Consider the following 17,267-nt stretch of genomic DNA (forward strand, 5'->3'; position numbering starts at 1 on the left):
ATCGATAAAATAGATACATCATGCGTTATTCACCGGAAGCGTTAACCGCCTTTGTCGAGGCCGTTGACAGCGGGTCGTTCTCCGCCGCCGCCCGTCGCCTGCGCAAAAGCCAGTCGACGATCAGTACCGCTATCGCCAACCTGGAGGCTGACCTCGGGGTGACTCTCTTCGATCGGGCAACGCGGCAGCCGACGCTGACGCCGCAGGGGGAGCAGGTGCTGAGCTATGTCAAAGCGATCCTCGCCGCCAGCGAGCGGCTGGATGAGCTGGCGGTATCGCTGTCCGGCGAGACGGAGCCGCGGCTGACCTTTGTGCTCTCGGACACCCTGCACCCGGACGTGCTGGAAGATCTGCTTGTGCAGTTTGACCGCCGCTTCCCTCATACCGAATTTGAATGCTTGATTGGCGAAGATGAGGACGTGATCGATCTCCTGCAAAAATCCCGCGCCCAGGTGGGACTGATTGAGGCGAGAGAGCGCTACCCGACCGATATCGGCAGCACCCGCCTGCCGCTGCAGACGGCGATGGGCATTTACGTGGCGCCTGACCATCCGCTGGCGGGGCAGGGCAAGGTTGTCTGGGATGAGCTGCGCAGCTGGCGCGAGCTGCGTTTGAGCACCTTTCTGGCCAGCGCGACGGAGCCTGCCGCCGGGCAGGTCTGGTCGGCGCCAAACTACCTGCTGCTGCTCAGCATGGCGGTGCAGGGCTTCGGCTGGTGCATTCTGCCCTGTGCGCTGGTGGCGGAGTTTGCGCCGCAGGGCGGACTGGTGGCGCTCGATATCCCCGGCTGGCCGCGGGCGATTTCGGTGGATCTGCTGTGGAATAAGAAAGCGCCGCCCGGGGCGGCCGGCAGCTGGCTGCGTCAGCATCTGCAGCGGCGTGAGCGTTAACGAATAGCTATTTCTTTGTGATTGGCTTCACTTTTTTAAACAATTACAAAGTTTTTTGATAACAATTATCTAGTATATCGCTGTTTCTTTGCGCAAAAGCACGGGCAGGGGTAGAGGATGAAGGATGTCGTGATCGTCGGGGCGCTACGTACGCCGATTGGCTGCTTTCAGGGCGCGTTATCGCGCCATTCAGCCGTTGAGCTGGGCAGCGTGGTGGTGAAGGCGCTGGTGGAGAAGACGGGAATCGATCCGCAGAGCGTGGATGAGGTGATCCTCGGCCAGGTGCTGACCGCGGGAACCGGGCAAAACCCGGCCCGTCAGTCTGCTATTCGCGGCGGGTTGCCCAACACCGTATCGGCGATCACCATTAACGACGTCTGCGGTTCCGGCCTGAAAGCCCTGCACCTCGCCACCCAGGCGATCCAGTGCGGGGAGGCGGACGTGGTGATCGCCGGCGGCCAGGAGAACATGAGCCGCGCTCCGCATGTCCTCACCGACAGCCGCACCGGCGCCCAGCTGGGCAACAGCCAGCTGATTGACAGCCTGGTCCATGACGGCCTGTGGGACGCCTTCAACGATTATCATATGGGCGTCACGGCGGAGAACCTCGCCCGGGAATATGGCATCAGCCGCGAACTGCAGGACGCCTGGGCGCTCAGCTCGCAGCAGAAAGCGCGCAAGGCGATTGATTCCGGACGCTTTCGCGATGAGATTGTCCCGGTCGTTACCGAGCATAACGGCGCGGCGCGCACCGTGGATACCGATGAACAACCGCGGGTGGATGCCAGCGCGGAAGGGCTGGCCAGCCTGCAGCCTACCTTCGATCGTCTCGGATCGGTAACCGCCGGCAACGCCTCCAGCATCAATGACGGCGCGGCGGCGGTGATGATGATGAGTGAGGCGAAAGCCGAGGCGCTGGGGCTGCCGATCCTTGCGCGGATCCGCGCCTTCGCCAGTGTCGGCGTCGATCCGGCGCTGATGGGCATCGCGCCGGTGCACGCCACTCGTCGCTGTCTTGAGCGGGCCGGCTGGCGGCTGGACGACGTCGATCTGATCGAAGCCAATGAGGCCTTTGCCGCTCAGGCTATCTCCGTTGGCCGGGTACTGGAGTGGGATGAGCGACGGGTCAACGTTAACGGCGGCGCGATCGCCCTCGGCCACCCCATCGGCGCCTCCGGCTGTCGGATTCTGGTGTCGCTGGTGCATGAAATGATCAAGCGCGATGCGCGTAAAGGGCTGGCGACGCTGTGCATCGGCGGCGGTCAGGGCGTGGCGCTGGCGGTAGAACGCGCGTAGCGCTGCATGTCGATTTCCATGGCCTCCTGCGGGAGGCCTTTTTTATGCGCCGCGCTTTGCCGACCCCTCTTTTTTCTCCCGTATTTCCCTCACCCACCGCCAATTTATTGAGCTCCGTCACGTCTTGTTGTGCCACCTTTTTTGAAACAAATAACTACGATCCTGGTCACTAAAACTAAGGTGCTTAAAAAATAAAATAACGTTTCATAAAAACGAAATGACATTTTATTTATTATAAGGGGTACCCTATGTTGAAACGATCTCTGGTTCTGGCCGCCCTCTGCGGTATGTCTTTTGCGGCAACCGCGGTCACGATAGATTTACGTCATGAATTTATTGATGGCGGCAAGAGCGATAAAAGCAATGCTGACCGCGTCTCGGTGTCCCACCGCTTCGCCAACGGGCTAGGCTTTACCGTAGAGGCCAAATGGCGTTCAGGCGGCGACAACGGTTCGCAACCCTATTCGGACGTGGTGGGCAACGGCCATGAAGACACCATCAGCTGGCGCTGGAAAGCGACATCGAACCTGTTCCTCACCCCCGGGTTTACCATAGAGAGCAACGACAGCCGCTCCATCTACAAGCCGCACCTGCACGTACAATACAGTTTCGACAATGGCTTCTATGTCGCCGCTCGCTATCGCTATGAGTACACCCGCTATCCGAATGATGCCGGCAAAGATGATGACAAGGTGAATCGCGGCGACGCGTGGGCCGGGTTTGCTCTCGGCGACTGGCGCACCGAGCTGAACTATGTCTATGCCCGCAGTTCGGAAGGGGTGAACCGCAACGACAACAAACCCTACTCGCAGGAATATAACGTGAAGGTGGCCTATAAGCTGGATAACAACTGGTCGCCGTATGGTGAAATCGGCAACGTCGGCGTGAATGACCGCAGCGATCGCCAGACCCGTTTCCGCGTCGGGGTGGCTTACTCATTCTGATTTCCATCAGGCCCTCATCGTCTGTTTTCCCCGGCGCCGTCAGCCGGGGTTTTTTATGGGCCAAAGCGGGGGAACAAAAAAAAGCCCTCCGCGAAGGAGGGCAAGGCCAGTTACAGAAAAACGTTCGCCGGGGCTCAGGCGCTCAGCATCGGCGGATGGTCAGGTAATTTCGCGATATAGATGGCCGGCTTGCCGTCTTTATCAGAGCTGAACAGAATGGCGCTGTCGTCCGGCGTAAACGAGGGGTGCGGGTGCGTCACCTGGCGGCTGTTGGCCACCGTCGCCCACGAGGTATCATGGCGCGCGACGCGGAAGTAGCGCTTCTCCGCCACGTTAAAGACGTACAGATAAGGATCGTTATCAATGGAGTAGCCGCCGGTATCTTTGACATCCACCGGCGTGCCTGATCCATCGCCCACCAGCAGCGTACCGTCGAAATTGCTCATCAGATGCGAGCAGGCGGGCATCGTCATCAGGGCCTCGTTGACGCCGCTCTCCGGATCAAAGCGATAGATCGTCCGCCCCTGCTGGCCTTTCAGATAGGAGACGTAGATCAGCGCTGAACCGTCCGGGACCCAGAATTCATGGGTGCAGCTTTCCCCCGGGGCATGCGCTTTGACTTTACGCACGTTGCTGCCATCTTCATTGACCAGCCACATGCGGGCGTCAACCAGATCGTGCGGCCCTTCATGGCAGAAGGCGACGGTATGGTCGTCGAAGGGACGATAGATCGGGTGTCCCAGCCAGATTTTTTCCTCATGGATCACCTGGCTCTCACCGCTGCACAGGTCGACGCGCAGCAGGCGGCAATGCGGTCCTTTGTGGAAGAAGTCATGGAAAATCTGCCAGTCGTTGAGCGGCGTCCAGTCGCTTTTCGCAATCTCAATGCCTACCAGTTTGCTGCAATCGCTGTTTGCCACCCAGGTGCCATAGCCGACCCACGCCTCGCTGACGCGGTAAACTTCACGCTCGGCGAGGGTGGTGAGGTTCACCTCCAGCAGGGTACGGTCATTTTTCACGTAATAGAGTGACTTATCGTCCGGGGAGAGGAAGCCGCCGAAGGTGTTATCCCCGGCGCCTTCCGTCAGCTGGACGGCTTCGGCGCTGGCGATATTCAGCAGATAGTAGTTCCAGTGGCCGTCAAACTCGCCGGCGAACAGTAAATGGCTGCCATCGTTAAAAAAGCACTTCTGATAGAAGTAGTTGCGATGACAGGTGACCTCCGGGGGGGTTAAGCGGGTGACTTCCGCCCCGGTATCCGGATCGCGGCTGACGTGGTAATTCAGTTTGACCCGCATGCCTTTAGCCATGTAGTGCTCCTTTCTTTCCTGCGATGCCGCTGGACCAGAGGCGTGTCGCTGAGTGATGTGTTTTAAAAGATGGGTGTCAATTTATCAAAACAAGGTTTCATTATTTGTGATATCCCACGCAGTTCAGCGTAATTCCTGCATCTTCTGCGGCCTGCTGGCCTCACTTTGGCCGCCTCTCCGGACAACCGATTGAATCATCATCCTTTTAAAACCGCTTCCTGTCCGGCGTGGGTTACCGGATCCGTTCGCGTTTTCTTTTTTTGTAATCGGCGTCATAAAAAATGAAACAACGTTTTAAATATCATTGAAAATGACAGAGGGCGGGGCTAAGATGGCACCCATCAGTAAAACGGAACTCTGTTTTATTTTTATGATGGGCTATGCCCGTGAGTTCGCCCCACGCTCAGTCGCGCCGCCGGCGCGAGCCGGGCCGAGAGAACCTTGCCTGCATACTGCAGGCTCTGAACGACTAAGGAACACATTATGATTCTTGATGCATTCTCCCTGCAGGGAAAAGTGGCCGTCGTGAGCGGATGCGATACCGGTTTAGGTCAGGGGATGGCCCTCGGGCTGGCGGAAGCGGGCTGCGATATCGTCGGTATCAATATTGTCGAGCCGGTGGAAACCATCGAGCGGGTGACGGCGCTGGGACGCCGCTTTCTCAGCCTGACTGCCGACCTGCGCCAGATCGACGGTATCCCTCAGCTGCTGGAGCGGGCGGTGGCGGAGTTTGGCCATATTGATATTCTGGTCAACAATGCCGGCCTGATCCGCCGCGAGGACGCGCTGGCGTTCAGCGAAAAGGACTGGGACGACGTGATGAACCTCAACATCAAGAGCGTATTTTTCATGTCCCAGGCGGCGGCGAAGCACTTTATCGCCCAGGGCAGCGGCGGGAAGATCATTAACATCGCCTCGATGCTGTCGTTCCAGGGCGGGATCCGTGTGCCGTCGTATACCGCGTCCAAAAGCGCGGTGATGGGCGTTACCCGCCTGCTGGCCAACGAGTGGGCTAAACACAATATCAATGTCAACGCCATCGCCCCGGGGTATATGGCGACCAATAACACCCAGCAGCTGCGCGCTGACGAGCAGCGCAGTAGCGAAATCCTCGACCGCATTCCCGCCGGGCGCTGGGGCCTGCCGGCCGACCTGATGGGGCCGGTGGTCTTCCTCGCTTCCCCAGCCTCCGATTACATCAATGGCTACACGGTGGCGGTGGACGGCGGCTGGCTGGCGCGCTAACCGACGGCGACGGCCGGCGCGGCACACACCGCTCCGGCCGTCTGAGCAATTATTGTCCATACCGTAAAATGAGGATCGTCCATATTCCATAATGCAGAATTAATGTTACCGCCCTGTATGAACAGGGTTATTAACGATGCGAAACGAATTTTTCGTTACGTTGAAACTTTAATGTCCATCACAAAACCCATCTTGCCAGCAAAATAGTCCATATCTTTGGCGTATCCAGCCTGACAAACTCCTCCGCCAGTCACGTACTTTCGTCCTATGTCTTTCTCTGTGTGGCAGGAATAAAAATGACTTCAATCAGTAACGACTCTGCATTAACGCCGCGGGCGCAACGTGACACCCGGCGGATGAACTGGTTTGTTTCTATCGCCGCGGCGGTGGCGGGGTTGCTCTTTGGCCTGGATATCGGCGTGATATCCGGGGCGCTGCCCTTTATTACCGACCACTTCACCTTATCCAGCCAGCTTCAGGAGTGGGTGGTCAGCAGCATGATGCTGGGGGCGGCGATAGGCGCGCTGTTTAACGGCTGGCTGTCGTTCCGCCTTGGCCGCAAATATAGCCTGATGGCGGGGGCTGTGCTCTTTGTCGCCGGCTCTATCGGCTCCGCTTTTGCCGCCAGCGTCGAAGTGCTGCTGGTGGCCCGCGTGGTGTTGGGGGTGGCCGTTGGGATCGCCTCTTACACCGCGCCGCTGTACCTCTCCGAAATGGCCAGCGAGAACGTGCGCGGCAAAATGATCAGTATGTATCAGCTGATGGTGACCCTCGGCATTGTGCTGGCGTTTCTTTCCGATACCGCCTTTAGCTACAGCGGTAACTGGCGCGCCATGCTGGGCGTGCTGGCGCTGCCGGCGGTGATCCTGATCGTTCTGGTCGTCTTTCTGCCGAACAGCCCGCGCTGGCTGGCGGAGAAAGGGCGCCATATCGAAGCGGAAGAGGTGCTGCGGATGCTGCGCGATACCTCGGAGAAGGCGCGCGCTGAGCTTAACGAGATCCGCGAAAGCCTGAAGCTGAAGCAGGGCGGCTGGGCGTTGTTCAAGGTCAATCGTAACGTACGCCGGGCGGTGTTCCTTGGCATGCTGCTGCAGGCGATGCAGCAGTTCACCGGCATGAACATCATCATGTACTACGCCCCGCGTATTTTCAAAATGGCGGGTTTTACCACTACCGAACAGCAGATGATCGCCACCCTGGTGGTGGGCCTGACCTTTATGTTTGCCACCTTTATCGCGGTGTTCACGGTGGATAAAGCAGGCCGCAAGCCGGCGCTGAAAATCGGCTTCAGCGTGATGGCGCTGGGCACCCTGGTGCTTGGCTACTGCCTGATGCAGTTCGACAATGGCACCGCCTCCAGCGGCCTCTCCTGGCTTTCCGTCGGCATGACCATGATGTGTATTGCCGGGTATGCGATGAGCGCGGCGCCGGTGGTGTGGATCCTCTGCTCCGAGATCCAGCCGCTGAAATGCCGCGACTTCGGCATCACCTGCTCCACCACCACCAACTGGGTGTCGAACATGATCATCGGCGCCACCTTCCTGACGCTGCTTGACGCGATCGGCGCCGCCGGGACCTTCTGGCTCTACACGGTGCTCAACGTGGCCTTTATCGGCGTCACCTTCTGGCTGATCCCGGAGACCAAAAATGTCAGCCTTGAACACATTGAGCGCAACCTGATGGCGGGCGAGAAGCTGCGCAATATCGGTAACCGTTAATGCGAGGCGCGCGGCAACCACGGGCTGGCGACCTTGCGCGTCTCCCGATGGTTGTCGCCGTGAATGATATGCAGGGCGCTCAGGCGCCCGATGTCGTAGTGCGGCAGCTGCACCGTGGAGAGCGGCGGCAGAAACAGATCGCCAATGCCCACCATATTGTCGTATCCCACCACCGCCACGTCCTGTGGAATGCGTAACCCCTGGCCCAGCAGCGTCTGATAGACCATAAAGGCGATGCGATCGTTACCGCAGATCACCGAGTCGAAGCCGGGTTTACCCTCGCGGATATGCGCCAGCACCACCGCGGGAATATCGTGGTAATGCTCATCGCCCTGGGCCATATACGAGTGGGTCAGGCTCTCCGGTTCGATGCCCGCCTCCCGGCAGGCGCGCTCCAGCCCCTGGCGGCGGCGGATTGTCGCCAGCTGGCTGGCGGGTAAGTGCAGGCACAGCGGACAACGATAGCCGGCGGCAAGCAGGGCTTTTACCGCGTCGTACTGGCCCTGTTCATCGTCCGGGATATAGCTGGCCACCGGCTGGCTGAGGCTTTCGCAGTTAGCCAGCACGCAGGGCAGGGTCAGCAGTTTGTCCGGCAGCGGCACCTGACGCAGGCCCATGGTGGTAAAGATGATGCCGTCCGGACGGTGGGAGAGGAGCAGGTCGACCACTGCTTCCGGCCGATCGTCAGAAAACATATTGACCACAAAGCTGTTCCAGCCGTGGGCGCGGGCCGTTTCTTCGATCGACAGGGTGATTTCCACCGAAAAGGGCGTGGTGACGGTATCCAGCGCCAGCACGCCGATGGTGCTGGGGGTGGCCCGCGCCCCGCGGATCTTTTTCGCCGAGAGGTCGGGGACGTAGTTGGTTTCGGCGATGGCGGCCTGCACGCGGGCCAGCGTCTCCGGCTTGAGCCGCTCCGGGGTGTTCAGCGCCCGTGAGACGGTCATCAGAGATACATTCGCCAGTTTTGCTACATCTTTCAGGGATGCCATTTTTTCCTCCGCCATTGCTGCAGAGTACAGGCTATACAACTAAGTCGCTGATGTAAAAGCGTGAAACGATTTTCTGCTAACGCCGTCGTGAGCGATGTTGCGGTTGATTTTTGATCGCGATCGCATCTTCATTATGTTAACGTTAACTTTTGTGATTAACATCATATATCGCAGCGAATCCCTCTGCGCTTTGTTTTTTGTTAACGTTACCATAATTGCATTCCTCTAACACGAGAATGTCATGATGAAAGCGCATCACTCACACAGCTACCCGTTGCTCAGTGCCTTACTGTTTTTCTTTTTCGTGACCTGGTCGTCATCCGGCTCCTTGCTTTCCATCTGGCTGCACCAGGAGGTGGGGCTGAAGGCCGGCGATACCGGTATCATCTACGCCGTGCTGTCGGTTTCCGCGCTGTTTGCGCAAGTTTGCTATGGCTTTATCCAGGATAAGCTGGGGCTGCGCAAACATCTGCTCTGGTATATCACCGCGCTGCTGATCCTCTCCGGTCCGGCGTATCTGCTGTTCGGCCATCTGCTGAAAATTAACGTCCTGCTGGGCAGCATCTTCGGCGGGATCTACATCGGCTTGACCTTTAACGGCGGCATTGGCGTGCTGGAATCCTATACCGAGCGCGTGGCGCGCCAGAGCCAGTTTGAATTCGGCAGGGCGCGGATGTGGGGCTCGCTGGGCTGGGCGGTGGCCACCTTCTTCGCCGGTCTGCTGTTTAACATCAACCCGCAGCTTAACTTCCTCGTCGCCAGCTGCTCCGGACTGGTGTTTTTTATTCTGCTGGCCCGGCTGCGCGTCTCCTCGGCACCGCATGCGATGCAGGAGGCGGTTTCAGGCGGCAAGGTGACCCTGGAAGATGCGCTGCGCCTGCTGACGCTGCCGCGCTTCTGGGCGCTGGTCTTCTTCGTCATCGGCACCTGCATCTACGGCGTCTATGACCAGCAGTTCCCGGTCTATTTCTCATCGCAGTTCGCGACCCTGCAGGAAGGCAATGAGATGTATGGCTACCTTAACTCCTTCCAGGTGTTCCTCGAGGCGGCCGGCATGTTCTGCGCGCCGTGGCTGGTGAACCGCATCGGGGCCAAAAACGGTCTGATTTTCGCCGGCATGGTGATGGCGATGCGCATGGTGGCCTCCGGCCTGGTGGAGGGGCCGCTGCTGATCTCCATCACCAAACTGCTGCACGCGGTGGAGCTGCCGATACTGCTGGTGGCTATCTTTAAGTACAACAGCATCAACTTCGATAAACGCCTCTCCTCCACCCTCTATCTGGTGGGCTTCGCCTGCACCAGCTCGATTATCGCCAGCGTATTGTCGCCGCTGGCGGGCTACAGCTATGAAAAATATGGCTTCGCCCAGTCCTATCTGATCATGGGCCTGCTGGTGTTCTGCACCACCTTTATTTCCATCTTCTTGTTGCGCTCCGGCAAATCCTCCGCCGATCCGCTGATGTCGCAACCTACCGCTATCTGAATCAAAAAGAGTGAAAACGATGACTTACACAATCTCCAGGGCTGAACAGGTACTCCAGACACAACGCCAGGCGCTCAATCTGCGCTGGTATCCGCACTATCACCTGGCGGCCCGCGCCGGGTGGATCAACGACCCAAACGGTCTGGTGTGGTTCGACGGCTGGTACCATGCTTTTTATCAACATCACCCGTACTCCACCCAGTGGGGGCCGATGCACTGGGGGCATGCGCGGAGCAAGGATCTGGTGCACTGGGAGCATCTGCCGGTGGCCCTGGCGCCGGAGGGGCCGGAGGATAAAGACGGCTGCTTCTCCGGCTCGGCGGTGGTCGATGGCGATACCCTGGCGCTGATTTACACCGGGCATAAATTCCACGGCGACTCTGGCGACGAAGCCAATCTGTATCAGGTACAGTGCCTGGCCACCAGCCGGGACGGGATCCACTTCGAGCGCCAGGGGATGGTGGTCGACACTCCGCCGGGCATGCACCATTTCCGCGACCCGAAGGTCTGGCGGGAGGGAGACAGCTGGTACATGATCGTCGGCGCGCGCGAAGGCGACACCGGTCAGGTACGGCTGTACCGTTCAGCCGATCTGCGCCAGTGGCAGGACGCGGGGGTGCTGGATGAAGCGGAAAGTACCATGGGCTATATGTGGGAGTGCCCGGACTTCTTCACCCTCAACGGCAAACGCGTCCTGATGTTTTCCCCGCAGGGGATGCAGGCCGAGGGGTTCCGCAACCGCAACCTGTTCCAGAGCGGCTATCTGATCGGCGAGTGGCAGCCGGGGCAGCGATTCGTCCGTCACGGCGAGTTCACGGAGATGGATCACGGCCACGATTTCTATGCGCCGCAAAGCTTCGCCACCCCCGATGGCCGGCGGATCGTGATTGGCTGGCTGGATATGTGGGAATCGCCGCTGCCGGAGCAGCAGGACGGCTGGGCGGGCATGCTCTCCCTGCCGCGCGAGCTGAGCCTGAGCGCGGATAACCGCCTGCAGATGCGCCCGGCGAAAGAAGTGGAGAGCCTGCGCGGCGCCTGGTTCCCGTGGCCGGTAAGCACCCTGAACAATCAGCAGACCACGATGGTCGACAACTGCGAGGCGATGGAGGTCAACCTGCGCTGGAACTGCGCCAGCAGCAGCGCCGAGCAGTATGGTCTGCGCTTTGGCGATGGCCTGCGCCTCTACGTGGATGCCCAACAGCAGCGTCTGGTGCTGGAGCGGCATTATCCGCAGTATGGCCTGTGCGGGACGCGCAGCGTACCGTTGACCGCCGGGGCGGATCTCAATCTGCGGATATTTTTCGATAGCTCTTCGGTGGAGGTTTTTGTCAATGACGGCGAGGCCTGCCTGAGCAGCCGTATCTATCCGCAGGCTCCCCGCCGTGAATTAGCGTTATTTGCCTGGAGCGGTTCGGCGGCATTAACCGAAGCCGGAGCCTGGCAGCTCGAATAATAAAAAGGCTGTTGTCGTTAATAACCCGTCTTTGACGATGGGCGGGTTATTATTGCCTGTATCGTCGTGCATTACCCATTAATAAAAAATTCAGTTCATTCCATAATAAAAGGGTTTACCGATGAATAAAATCTGGGTCGGGTGTTTTCTCACGTCTCTGTATCTGCCACAGGCGATGGCGCAGGCGCCGTTATCGCTGGAAGAGCGGCTGGCGCAAATGGAGCAGCGGCTGAAGGCGACGGAGGCGCGCGCCGCCAGCGCAGAGGCGGAGATTAAGACGCTGAAAGGCCAGCAGCAGGCCACGACGGTCGCCCGCGCGGCGCCGGCTACGCCGCGCCTGCAGCTGAACGACAATGGCGAATTAAAATTTTATGGCGACGTCGAATTTAATCTTGATGGCGCCAGCCGCACCGGTAGCCTGACGTCGGTCAAAACCAGCGCGAATAAAAGTTGGGCGCCCGGCGAGAAAGAACGCTGGGATATTAATGGCCGTATTCTGCTGGGTTTTGATGGCAGACGTAATGGCGACGACGGGAAATATGCCGGATTCAGCGTGCAGCCGCTGGCGGATATGGATGGCAAAATGAATCTCGACGATGCGGTATTTTTCTTTGGTCAGCAGGATGACTGGAAAATAAAAATAGGCCGCTTTGAAGCCTGGGATATGTTCCCCCTGAATCAGGATACCTTTATTGAATATTCAGGAAATACCGCCAACGACCTTTATTCCGACGGCTATGGCTATATTTACATGATGAAAGAGGGGCGCGGGCGCAGCAGCAGCGGCGGCAACCTCCTGTTCAGCAAAACCGTAGATAACTGGTATTTCGAGGTCAATACCCTGGTGGAGGACGGCAGTTCGCTGTTTGTCGATCAGAACTATCACGGTAATGCGCTGGAAAACCGCAAAAACGTAGTGTACGTGCGGCCGGTGGCGGTGTGGCAGTCCGGCGCGTGGTCGGCGGCGGCAGCGATAGAGAGCAACCTCGTCAACAACGCCTACGGCTATCAGAGTCAGAGCGGGCGCTGGGTCGACCAGTCAAACCGCACCGGCTACGGGATGACCATGAGCTGGAACACCCTGAAAAGCGATCCGCACGATGGGGCGGTGGTCAATCTGAGTACTGCCCTGCTGGACGCGGCGGATGAAACCGACTTCAGCGCCGGAATCAATGCCCTGTGGCATCGCGTGGAGCTGGGCTATATCTACGCGCATAACAAAATCGATCAGTTCAACATGGCCGGGGTGAATGGCGAGTGCGATGGCGACTGCGCAATCCTCGCGCCGGGGCGCTATGACATCCATACCGTGCATACATCCTGGCAGTTGCCGAATATTATGGCGATGCCGAACTTCAATATTTACCTTGGCGCCTACGCCTCGTGGCTCGATTCCACGGCGGCGAAGAGCGGGAATCCCGACGAACGCTATGGCGCCCGGGTGCGCTTTAAATATTTCTTCTGATATTTCTTCTGACAGGATACTCAGGCAGGCTCTCCCGCGGCGGACGCCGCGGGAGAGTTCAGGTGGGCAGGTTAACGCATCGCGCGGCGCAGAATGCGGTCGGTCTGGCGCTGGAAGTCCTCGGCCGCTTCTTCCACCGACTTTTTACCGTAGTCGATGTACTGCAGGGTGGTGCCGAACTGGGCGACGATCTGTGGGTCGTCGAAGTACGGCGAGACCGGCAGGGTGGTGGGCAGGGATTGCGCCAGCTTCAGGCCGGACACCGCCGGATCGTCGGCTTTGATGATCCCGTCCTCGGTCAGGTAGGTGACCGCCGCTTTGCTCAGCGGCACGCCACGCTCCAGACCCAGAATATCCACCCCTTCTTTACTGTTCAGCAGGAAGTTAATCAATTTCGCCGCCGCCTGCGGGTTTTTCGTCGATTTGCCAATGGACAGCATCTGCGCAGGCTTGAAGAACAGTCCGGCATCGGTGGCGCCGGGGAGCATCGGGTATTCCCCCAGCACCAGCTTCGCCGGCGGCTTCAGATTGTCGGAATATTTATTGATGGTGGAGTTCCACATGTAGGTCCCGCCCCATTCACCCTGGATCCACGGCTTCATCTCGTACATGTTGCTCTTGCCGAACGAGGCATAGTAGCGGGTGTCCGGCATCACATGGCTGTCGATAAGCTTCTTATACATGCCGAAGAAGTCCGCCCACTGCGCTTTGCTGTAGGAGAATTTGCGGCCCTTCTCATCGATGGCCGGCTGGTTGTATTTTTGCACCATGTAAGAGTTGAGCAGGGCCAGCACGTCCTGGTGCTCAAGCACCACCGGGTAGTACTGTTTCCCGAGTTTGCTTTCGAAAGTTTTTCCCGCCGCCAGCAGTTCATCCCAGGTTTTCGGGAAGGGGATGCCCGCCTTTTTCCACGCTTCGTCGTTAAAGTAGAAAACGCGGGCGGTGACCGACACCGGGATGCCGTTGAGCTTGCCGTTGACCGTGGTGGACTGCAGCTCTTTGGCGTCAAACTGGCTGAGATCGATCTCGTCTTTCAGGGTATTGAGATCGTAAAAGCCATCGCCATTTTTCGAAAAGATCGGCAGCCAGTTCCAGTTGGTCTGCATCACGTCAGGCTCGGTGCCGCCGGCTATCTGGGTGGTCAGGCGCGAAAGATGGCCGTCCCAACCGGTATATTCCGCTTTGACATTGATATCAGGATATTGCTGGTGAAAAGCCTCCAGCGCCTTGAGGGTCACCTGATGGCGGCCATTGCCCCCCCACCAGGACATGCGCAGGTCGACATCCTGCGCCAGCGAGGAGAAGGCGCTAAGGCCCAGGGTGGCGGAGAGGGTGGCGCTTATCAGCACGTTTTTCATTGTTATGCTCCAGGGTTCACAGAGAGAGGTTCTGTTCGGTTTTGGCGTCAAAGATGTGACACTTGTTAAGATCAAAGGTGAAATAGACTTTTCGATTCAGTCCCTTAGCAATCATCGGCTTCGCATCGTCCGACGGCACGCGAGCGGTCAGCTCGTAGCCCGCGACCTGCAGATAGACAAAGAACTCATGACCCATGTTTTCCACCCGCACCATCTCGCCCATGCAGCTGCCTTCGGCGAACGGTGCGTCGGAGAGCGACACGAATTCCGGGCGGACCCCGTAGAACACCTCCTGATGCTGATAGGCGCCGACTTTCTCCGCCAGACGGTCGTTCAACGGCAGGCGCTGGTCGCCAAGGGTCAGGCACAGGCGGCCGTCATGCTCAACCAGCTGGCTGGGGCGAATATTCATTTCCGGCGCGCCGATAAAGCCGGCGACAAACATATTTTTCGGCTGGTGGTAAAGGTTGTCCGGGGTATCGACCTGCATAATGTGGCCGAGCTTCATCACGCAGATGCGGTCGCCCATGGTCATCGCTTCCGTCTGATCGTGGGTAACGTAGACGGTGGTCGCCGGTTTACCGGATTTTTTCAACTGCTTATGCAGATCGGAAATGCGGATGCGCATCGAGGCGCGCAGCTTGGCGTCCAGGTTGGAGAGCGGCTCGTCGAACAGGAAGACGTCCGGTTTTTTGACGATCGCCCGGCCCACCGCCACGCGCTGCGCCTGGCCGCCGGAGAGCTGGCGCGGCAGACGTTCCAGCAGCTCCTCCAGTTCGAGGATTTTCGCCGCTTCCTCCACCTGCCGATCAATCTGCGCCTTGGGCAGCTTGCTCAGCTTCAGGCCGAAGGCGAGGTTTTCCCTCACCGTCATATGCGGATAGAGAGCGTAGTTCTGGAACACCATCGCAATACCACGGGATTTAGGCGCCAGGTTGTTGACGATCTTGTCGCCGATCCGCACCTCGCCGCCGCTGATGGTCTCCAGACCCGCCAGCATGCGCAGGGTGGTCGATTTGGCGCAGCCGGAAGGGCCGACGATCACCATAAATTCGCCATCGGCAATCTTCAGGTCGATACCATGCACCGCTTTAAACCCGTTGGAGTAAACTTTTTCCAGTTTGTTGAAAATCACTTCAGCCATGATATTTCCCTCTTAACCTTTGATTCCGCTGCTGGTCACGCCCTGCACGAAGTAGCGTTGAGCCAGGAAGAAGACGATGATGGACGGCAGAATGGAGATGCTCGCCATTGCCAGAATTTCGTTCCACGGCGCGCCTTCCGTGACGTCGATAGACATTTTTAGCGCCAGCGCGATGGGATACTTATCGACGCTGTAGACGTAGATCAGCGGACCGATAAAGTCGTTCATCGACCACATGAACTGGAACAGCGCCACCGAGATAATGGCCGGCTTGAGGATCGGCACCACCACATACCACAGCACCTGGATGGAGTTGCAGCCGTCGATCTGCGCCGCCTCTTCCATATCCCGCGGGACGCCGCGCAGAAACTGGATCAGCATAAAGACAAAGAATCCCTGGGTGGCGAAGGCCAGCGGCAGATAGAGCGGCAGATAGCTGTTCAGCATTCCCATTTCACGGAACATCAGGTACTGCGGGATCAGCAGGACGGTGCTCGGCAGCAGCATGGTGGTGATGAGCGTCGCGAACCAGAACTTCTTCCACGGGATCTCAAAGCGCGCAAAGCCGTACGCCACGATGGTGGAGGAGATGATGGTTAACACCACCTTCGGGATCACATACTTAAAGGTGTTCAGCATATAGTGGCCGAAATGGTATTCGGTGCCGGTCTTCCAGCCGTTGATAAACCCGTCCCAGGTGGCGTGGGTCGGCCACAGCCCGAGGGTGGTGAAGATCTCATGGTTCGGCTTGAACGAGGCGGAGAACATCCACGCCAGCGGGTAGAGCATCAGCAGGCCGACGAATATCAGCACGACGTAGCGCACCACCCGGCTCACTTTTTCCCGGCGCAGCGTACGGGCGACCTCACGATCGGCGTCGCTCATCACCAGCGCCATCTGTTGAATATCAGCCATTTTTGCCTCCCTTATCGGCGGAGTAGAAGACCCAGTATTTCGATGACTTAAAGGCGATCGACGCAAAGACCGCCACGACGAGGAACAGCACCCACGCCAGCGCGGCGCCATAGCCCATGTCGAAGTACTTAAAGGCGGTATCGTAGATGTAGAGCGAGAACAGGTAGGTGTAATAGGTCGGGCCGCCGCCGGTTATCACGTACGGGCCGGTAAACTCCTGGAACGCCTGGGTAGTCTGCATAATAAAGTTGAAGAAAATCACCGGGGTGATCAGCGGCACGGTGACCTTCATAAACATCTGCCACTTCGAGGCGCCGTCGATCATTGCCGCCTCATACTGCGACTGCGGGACGTTCTGCAGGGCGGCGAGGAAGATGACCATCGCGGAGCCAAACTGCCAGACGCGCAGCAGGGTGACCGACATTAAAGCCAGCGAGGGTTCCCCCAGCCAGTTGACGGCATCGATGCCAAAGACGGCGAGAAAGCTGTTCAGCAGGCCGTCAATGGCGAACAGGGCGCGCCACAGCACGGCAATCGCCACCGAGCTGCCGAGGATCGACGGGATGTAGTAGGCGGTTCGGAAAAAGCCGATGCCGCGAAGTTTGAAATTGAGCACAAAGGCAATGCCGAGGGCGAAAGCCAGTTTTAAGGGGATGGTTAAAAAGACGTAGGCAAAGGTCACCCCCATCGATTTCCAGAACAGGCTATCCTCGGTCAACATATAGCGATAGTTTTCAATGCCGTTAAATACCGGCGGACTCATCAAGTCGTACTCAGTAAAACTGAGAAAGAAAGATGAAACAAAAGGAAAAGCAGTAAAGACAATCAGCCCGATGATATAGGGCGATATCCATGCCAATCCCAGCAGCTTGTTTTCATTCATACATACCTACCTGGCTTACGAGTTGTAATACGGATCGGGTGACGCGGCGCTGTCGGCCTTTTGCCGCGACCAACGCAAAAAGTCTGAACGTTTCCTCTGGTTAACATATCCTTGTTAATGAATGGCTTAAGTTTTATCTGGCCCAGCGGGGAGGGGCCGTCAGGTTCTTTT

Annotated in this window: 15 protein-coding genes; 9 read left to right on the forward strand and 6 right to left on the reverse strand. The window is 58.2% G+C overall.

Annotation, left to right across the window (positions count from 1 at the left end; all coding sequences use genetic code 11):
* The first annotated feature begins 20 nt into the window (after positions 1–20).
* The 3 genes from ACLEXF_RS16585 (at position 21) to ompK26 (ending at position 3,130) form a co-directional block, all read left to right on the forward strand.
* Positions 21–890, forward strand: a complete 870-nt coding sequence (locus ACLEXF_RS16585; protein ID WP_004205395.1) for a LysR family transcriptional regulator — start codon at positions 21–23, stop codon at positions 888–890.
* A gap of 117 nt (positions 891–1,007) precedes the next feature.
* Positions 1,008–2,186: an acetyl-CoA C-acetyltransferase gene (locus ACLEXF_RS16590; protein WP_004205397.1), complete on the forward strand. Its 1,179-nt coding sequence runs from the start codon at positions 1,008–1,010 to the stop codon at positions 2,184–2,186.
* A 248-nt stretch (positions 2,187–2,434) separates the two neighbouring features.
* Complete coding sequence (gene ompK26, locus ACLEXF_RS16595) at positions 2,435–3,130, forward strand: KdgM family porin OmpK26 (RefSeq protein ID WP_004205398.1); 696 nt, start codon at positions 2,435–2,437, stop codon at positions 3,128–3,130.
* A gap of 134 nt (positions 3,131–3,264) precedes the next feature.
* On the opposite strand, the gene ACLEXF_RS16600 is transcribed toward ompK26, so the two are convergent.
* Positions 3,265–4,440: an oligogalacturonate lyase family protein gene (locus tag ACLEXF_RS16600; protein ID WP_004205399.1), complete on the reverse strand. Its 1,176-nt coding sequence runs from the start codon at positions 4,438–4,440 to the stop codon at positions 3,265–3,267.
* Between the two features lie 483 nt (positions 4,441–4,923).
* On the opposite strand from ACLEXF_RS16600, the gene kduD reads away from it, so the two are divergent.
* The gene (kduD, locus tag ACLEXF_RS16605) at positions 4,924–5,685 is read left to right on the forward strand and encodes a 2-dehydro-3-deoxy-D-gluconate 5-dehydrogenase KduD (protein ID WP_012540639.1); all 762 of its coding nucleotides are present in this window, start codon (positions 4,924–4,926) and stop codon (positions 5,683–5,685) included.
* Positions 5,686–5,981: 296 nt separating this feature from the next.
* A complete protein-coding gene (gene araE, locus ACLEXF_RS16610; RefSeq protein WP_064150849.1) occupies positions 5,982–7,403 on the forward strand; it encodes an arabinose-proton symporter AraE in 1,422 nt (473 codons plus the stop codon).
* On the opposite strand, the gene ACLEXF_RS16615 is transcribed toward araE, so the two are convergent.
* The gene (locus ACLEXF_RS16615; protein WP_064150848.1) at positions 7,400–8,395 is read right to left on the reverse strand and encodes a LacI family DNA-binding transcriptional regulator; all 996 of its coding nucleotides are present in this window, start codon (positions 8,393–8,395) and stop codon (positions 7,400–7,402) included. The genes araE and ACLEXF_RS16615 overlap by 4 nt on opposite strands.
* Positions 8,396–8,489: 94 nt before the next feature.
* Here ACLEXF_RS16615 and ACLEXF_RS16620 point away from each other — a divergent pair, with 94 nt between their 5' ends.
* The 4 genes from ACLEXF_RS16620 to ACLEXF_RS16635 all read left to right on the forward strand — a co-directional run bounded on the left by ACLEXF_RS16620 (position 8,490) and on the right by ACLEXF_RS16635 (position 12,796).
* Complete coding sequence (locus ACLEXF_RS16620; protein ID WP_017899252.1) at positions 8,490–8,624, forward strand: hypothetical protein; 135 nt, start codon at positions 8,490–8,492, stop codon at positions 8,622–8,624.
* A gap of 12 nt (positions 8,625–8,636) precedes the next feature.
* Positions 8,637–9,878 (forward strand): MFS transporter, encoded by a 1,242-nt coding sequence (locus tag ACLEXF_RS16625; protein ID WP_004205406.1) that lies wholly within the window; start codon positions 8,637–8,639, stop codon positions 9,876–9,878.
* Positions 9,879–9,897: 19 nt separating this feature from the next.
* Entirely contained in the window at positions 9,898–11,331 is a 1,434-nt protein-coding gene (locus ACLEXF_RS16630; RefSeq protein WP_325950003.1) for a glycoside hydrolase family 32 protein, read from the forward strand.
* Between the two features lie 121 nt (positions 11,332–11,452).
* Positions 11,453–12,796, forward strand: a complete 1,344-nt coding sequence (locus ACLEXF_RS16635) for a carbohydrate porin (protein ID WP_049004100.1) — start codon at positions 11,453–11,455, stop codon at positions 12,794–12,796.
* Between the two features lie 71 nt (positions 12,797–12,867).
* Here the strand turns inward: ACLEXF_RS16635 and ACLEXF_RS16640 are convergent, their stop codons facing one another.
* Genes ACLEXF_RS16640 through ACLEXF_RS16655 form a run of 4 tightly spaced genes read right to left on the reverse strand, consistent with a single transcriptional unit; the run spans position 12,868 to position 17,096 of the window.
* Complete coding sequence (locus ACLEXF_RS16640; protein ID WP_004205415.1) at positions 12,868–14,154, reverse strand: ABC transporter substrate-binding protein; 1,287 nt, start codon at positions 14,152–14,154, stop codon at positions 12,868–12,870.
* A 16-nt stretch (positions 14,155–14,170) separates the two neighbouring features.
* Complete coding sequence (locus ACLEXF_RS16645) at positions 14,171–15,298, reverse strand: ABC transporter ATP-binding protein (protein WP_004205417.1); 1,128 nt, start codon at positions 15,296–15,298, stop codon at positions 14,171–14,173.
* Positions 15,299–15,310: 12 nt separating this feature from the next.
* Positions 15,311–16,213 carry a carbohydrate ABC transporter permease gene (locus tag ACLEXF_RS16650; RefSeq protein ID WP_119620965.1) on the reverse strand — a complete coding sequence of 301 codons (903 nt, stop codon included), beginning with the start codon at positions 16,211–16,213 and terminating at the stop codon, positions 15,311–15,313.
* Positions 16,206–17,096: a carbohydrate ABC transporter permease gene (locus ACLEXF_RS16655; RefSeq protein WP_004205419.1), complete on the reverse strand. Its 891-nt coding sequence runs from the start codon at positions 17,094–17,096 to the stop codon at positions 16,206–16,208. Before ACLEXF_RS16655 ends, ACLEXF_RS16650 begins: the two co-directional genes overlap by 8 nt.
* Between the last annotated feature and the right edge of the window lie 171 nt (positions 17,097–17,267).

Origin of the sequence: Klebsiella pneumoniae complex sp. WS1778 (assembly GCF_049472055.1) — a bacterium.
GTDB lineage: Bacteria > Pseudomonadota > Gammaproteobacteria > Enterobacterales > Enterobacteriaceae > Klebsiella > Klebsiella quasipneumoniae.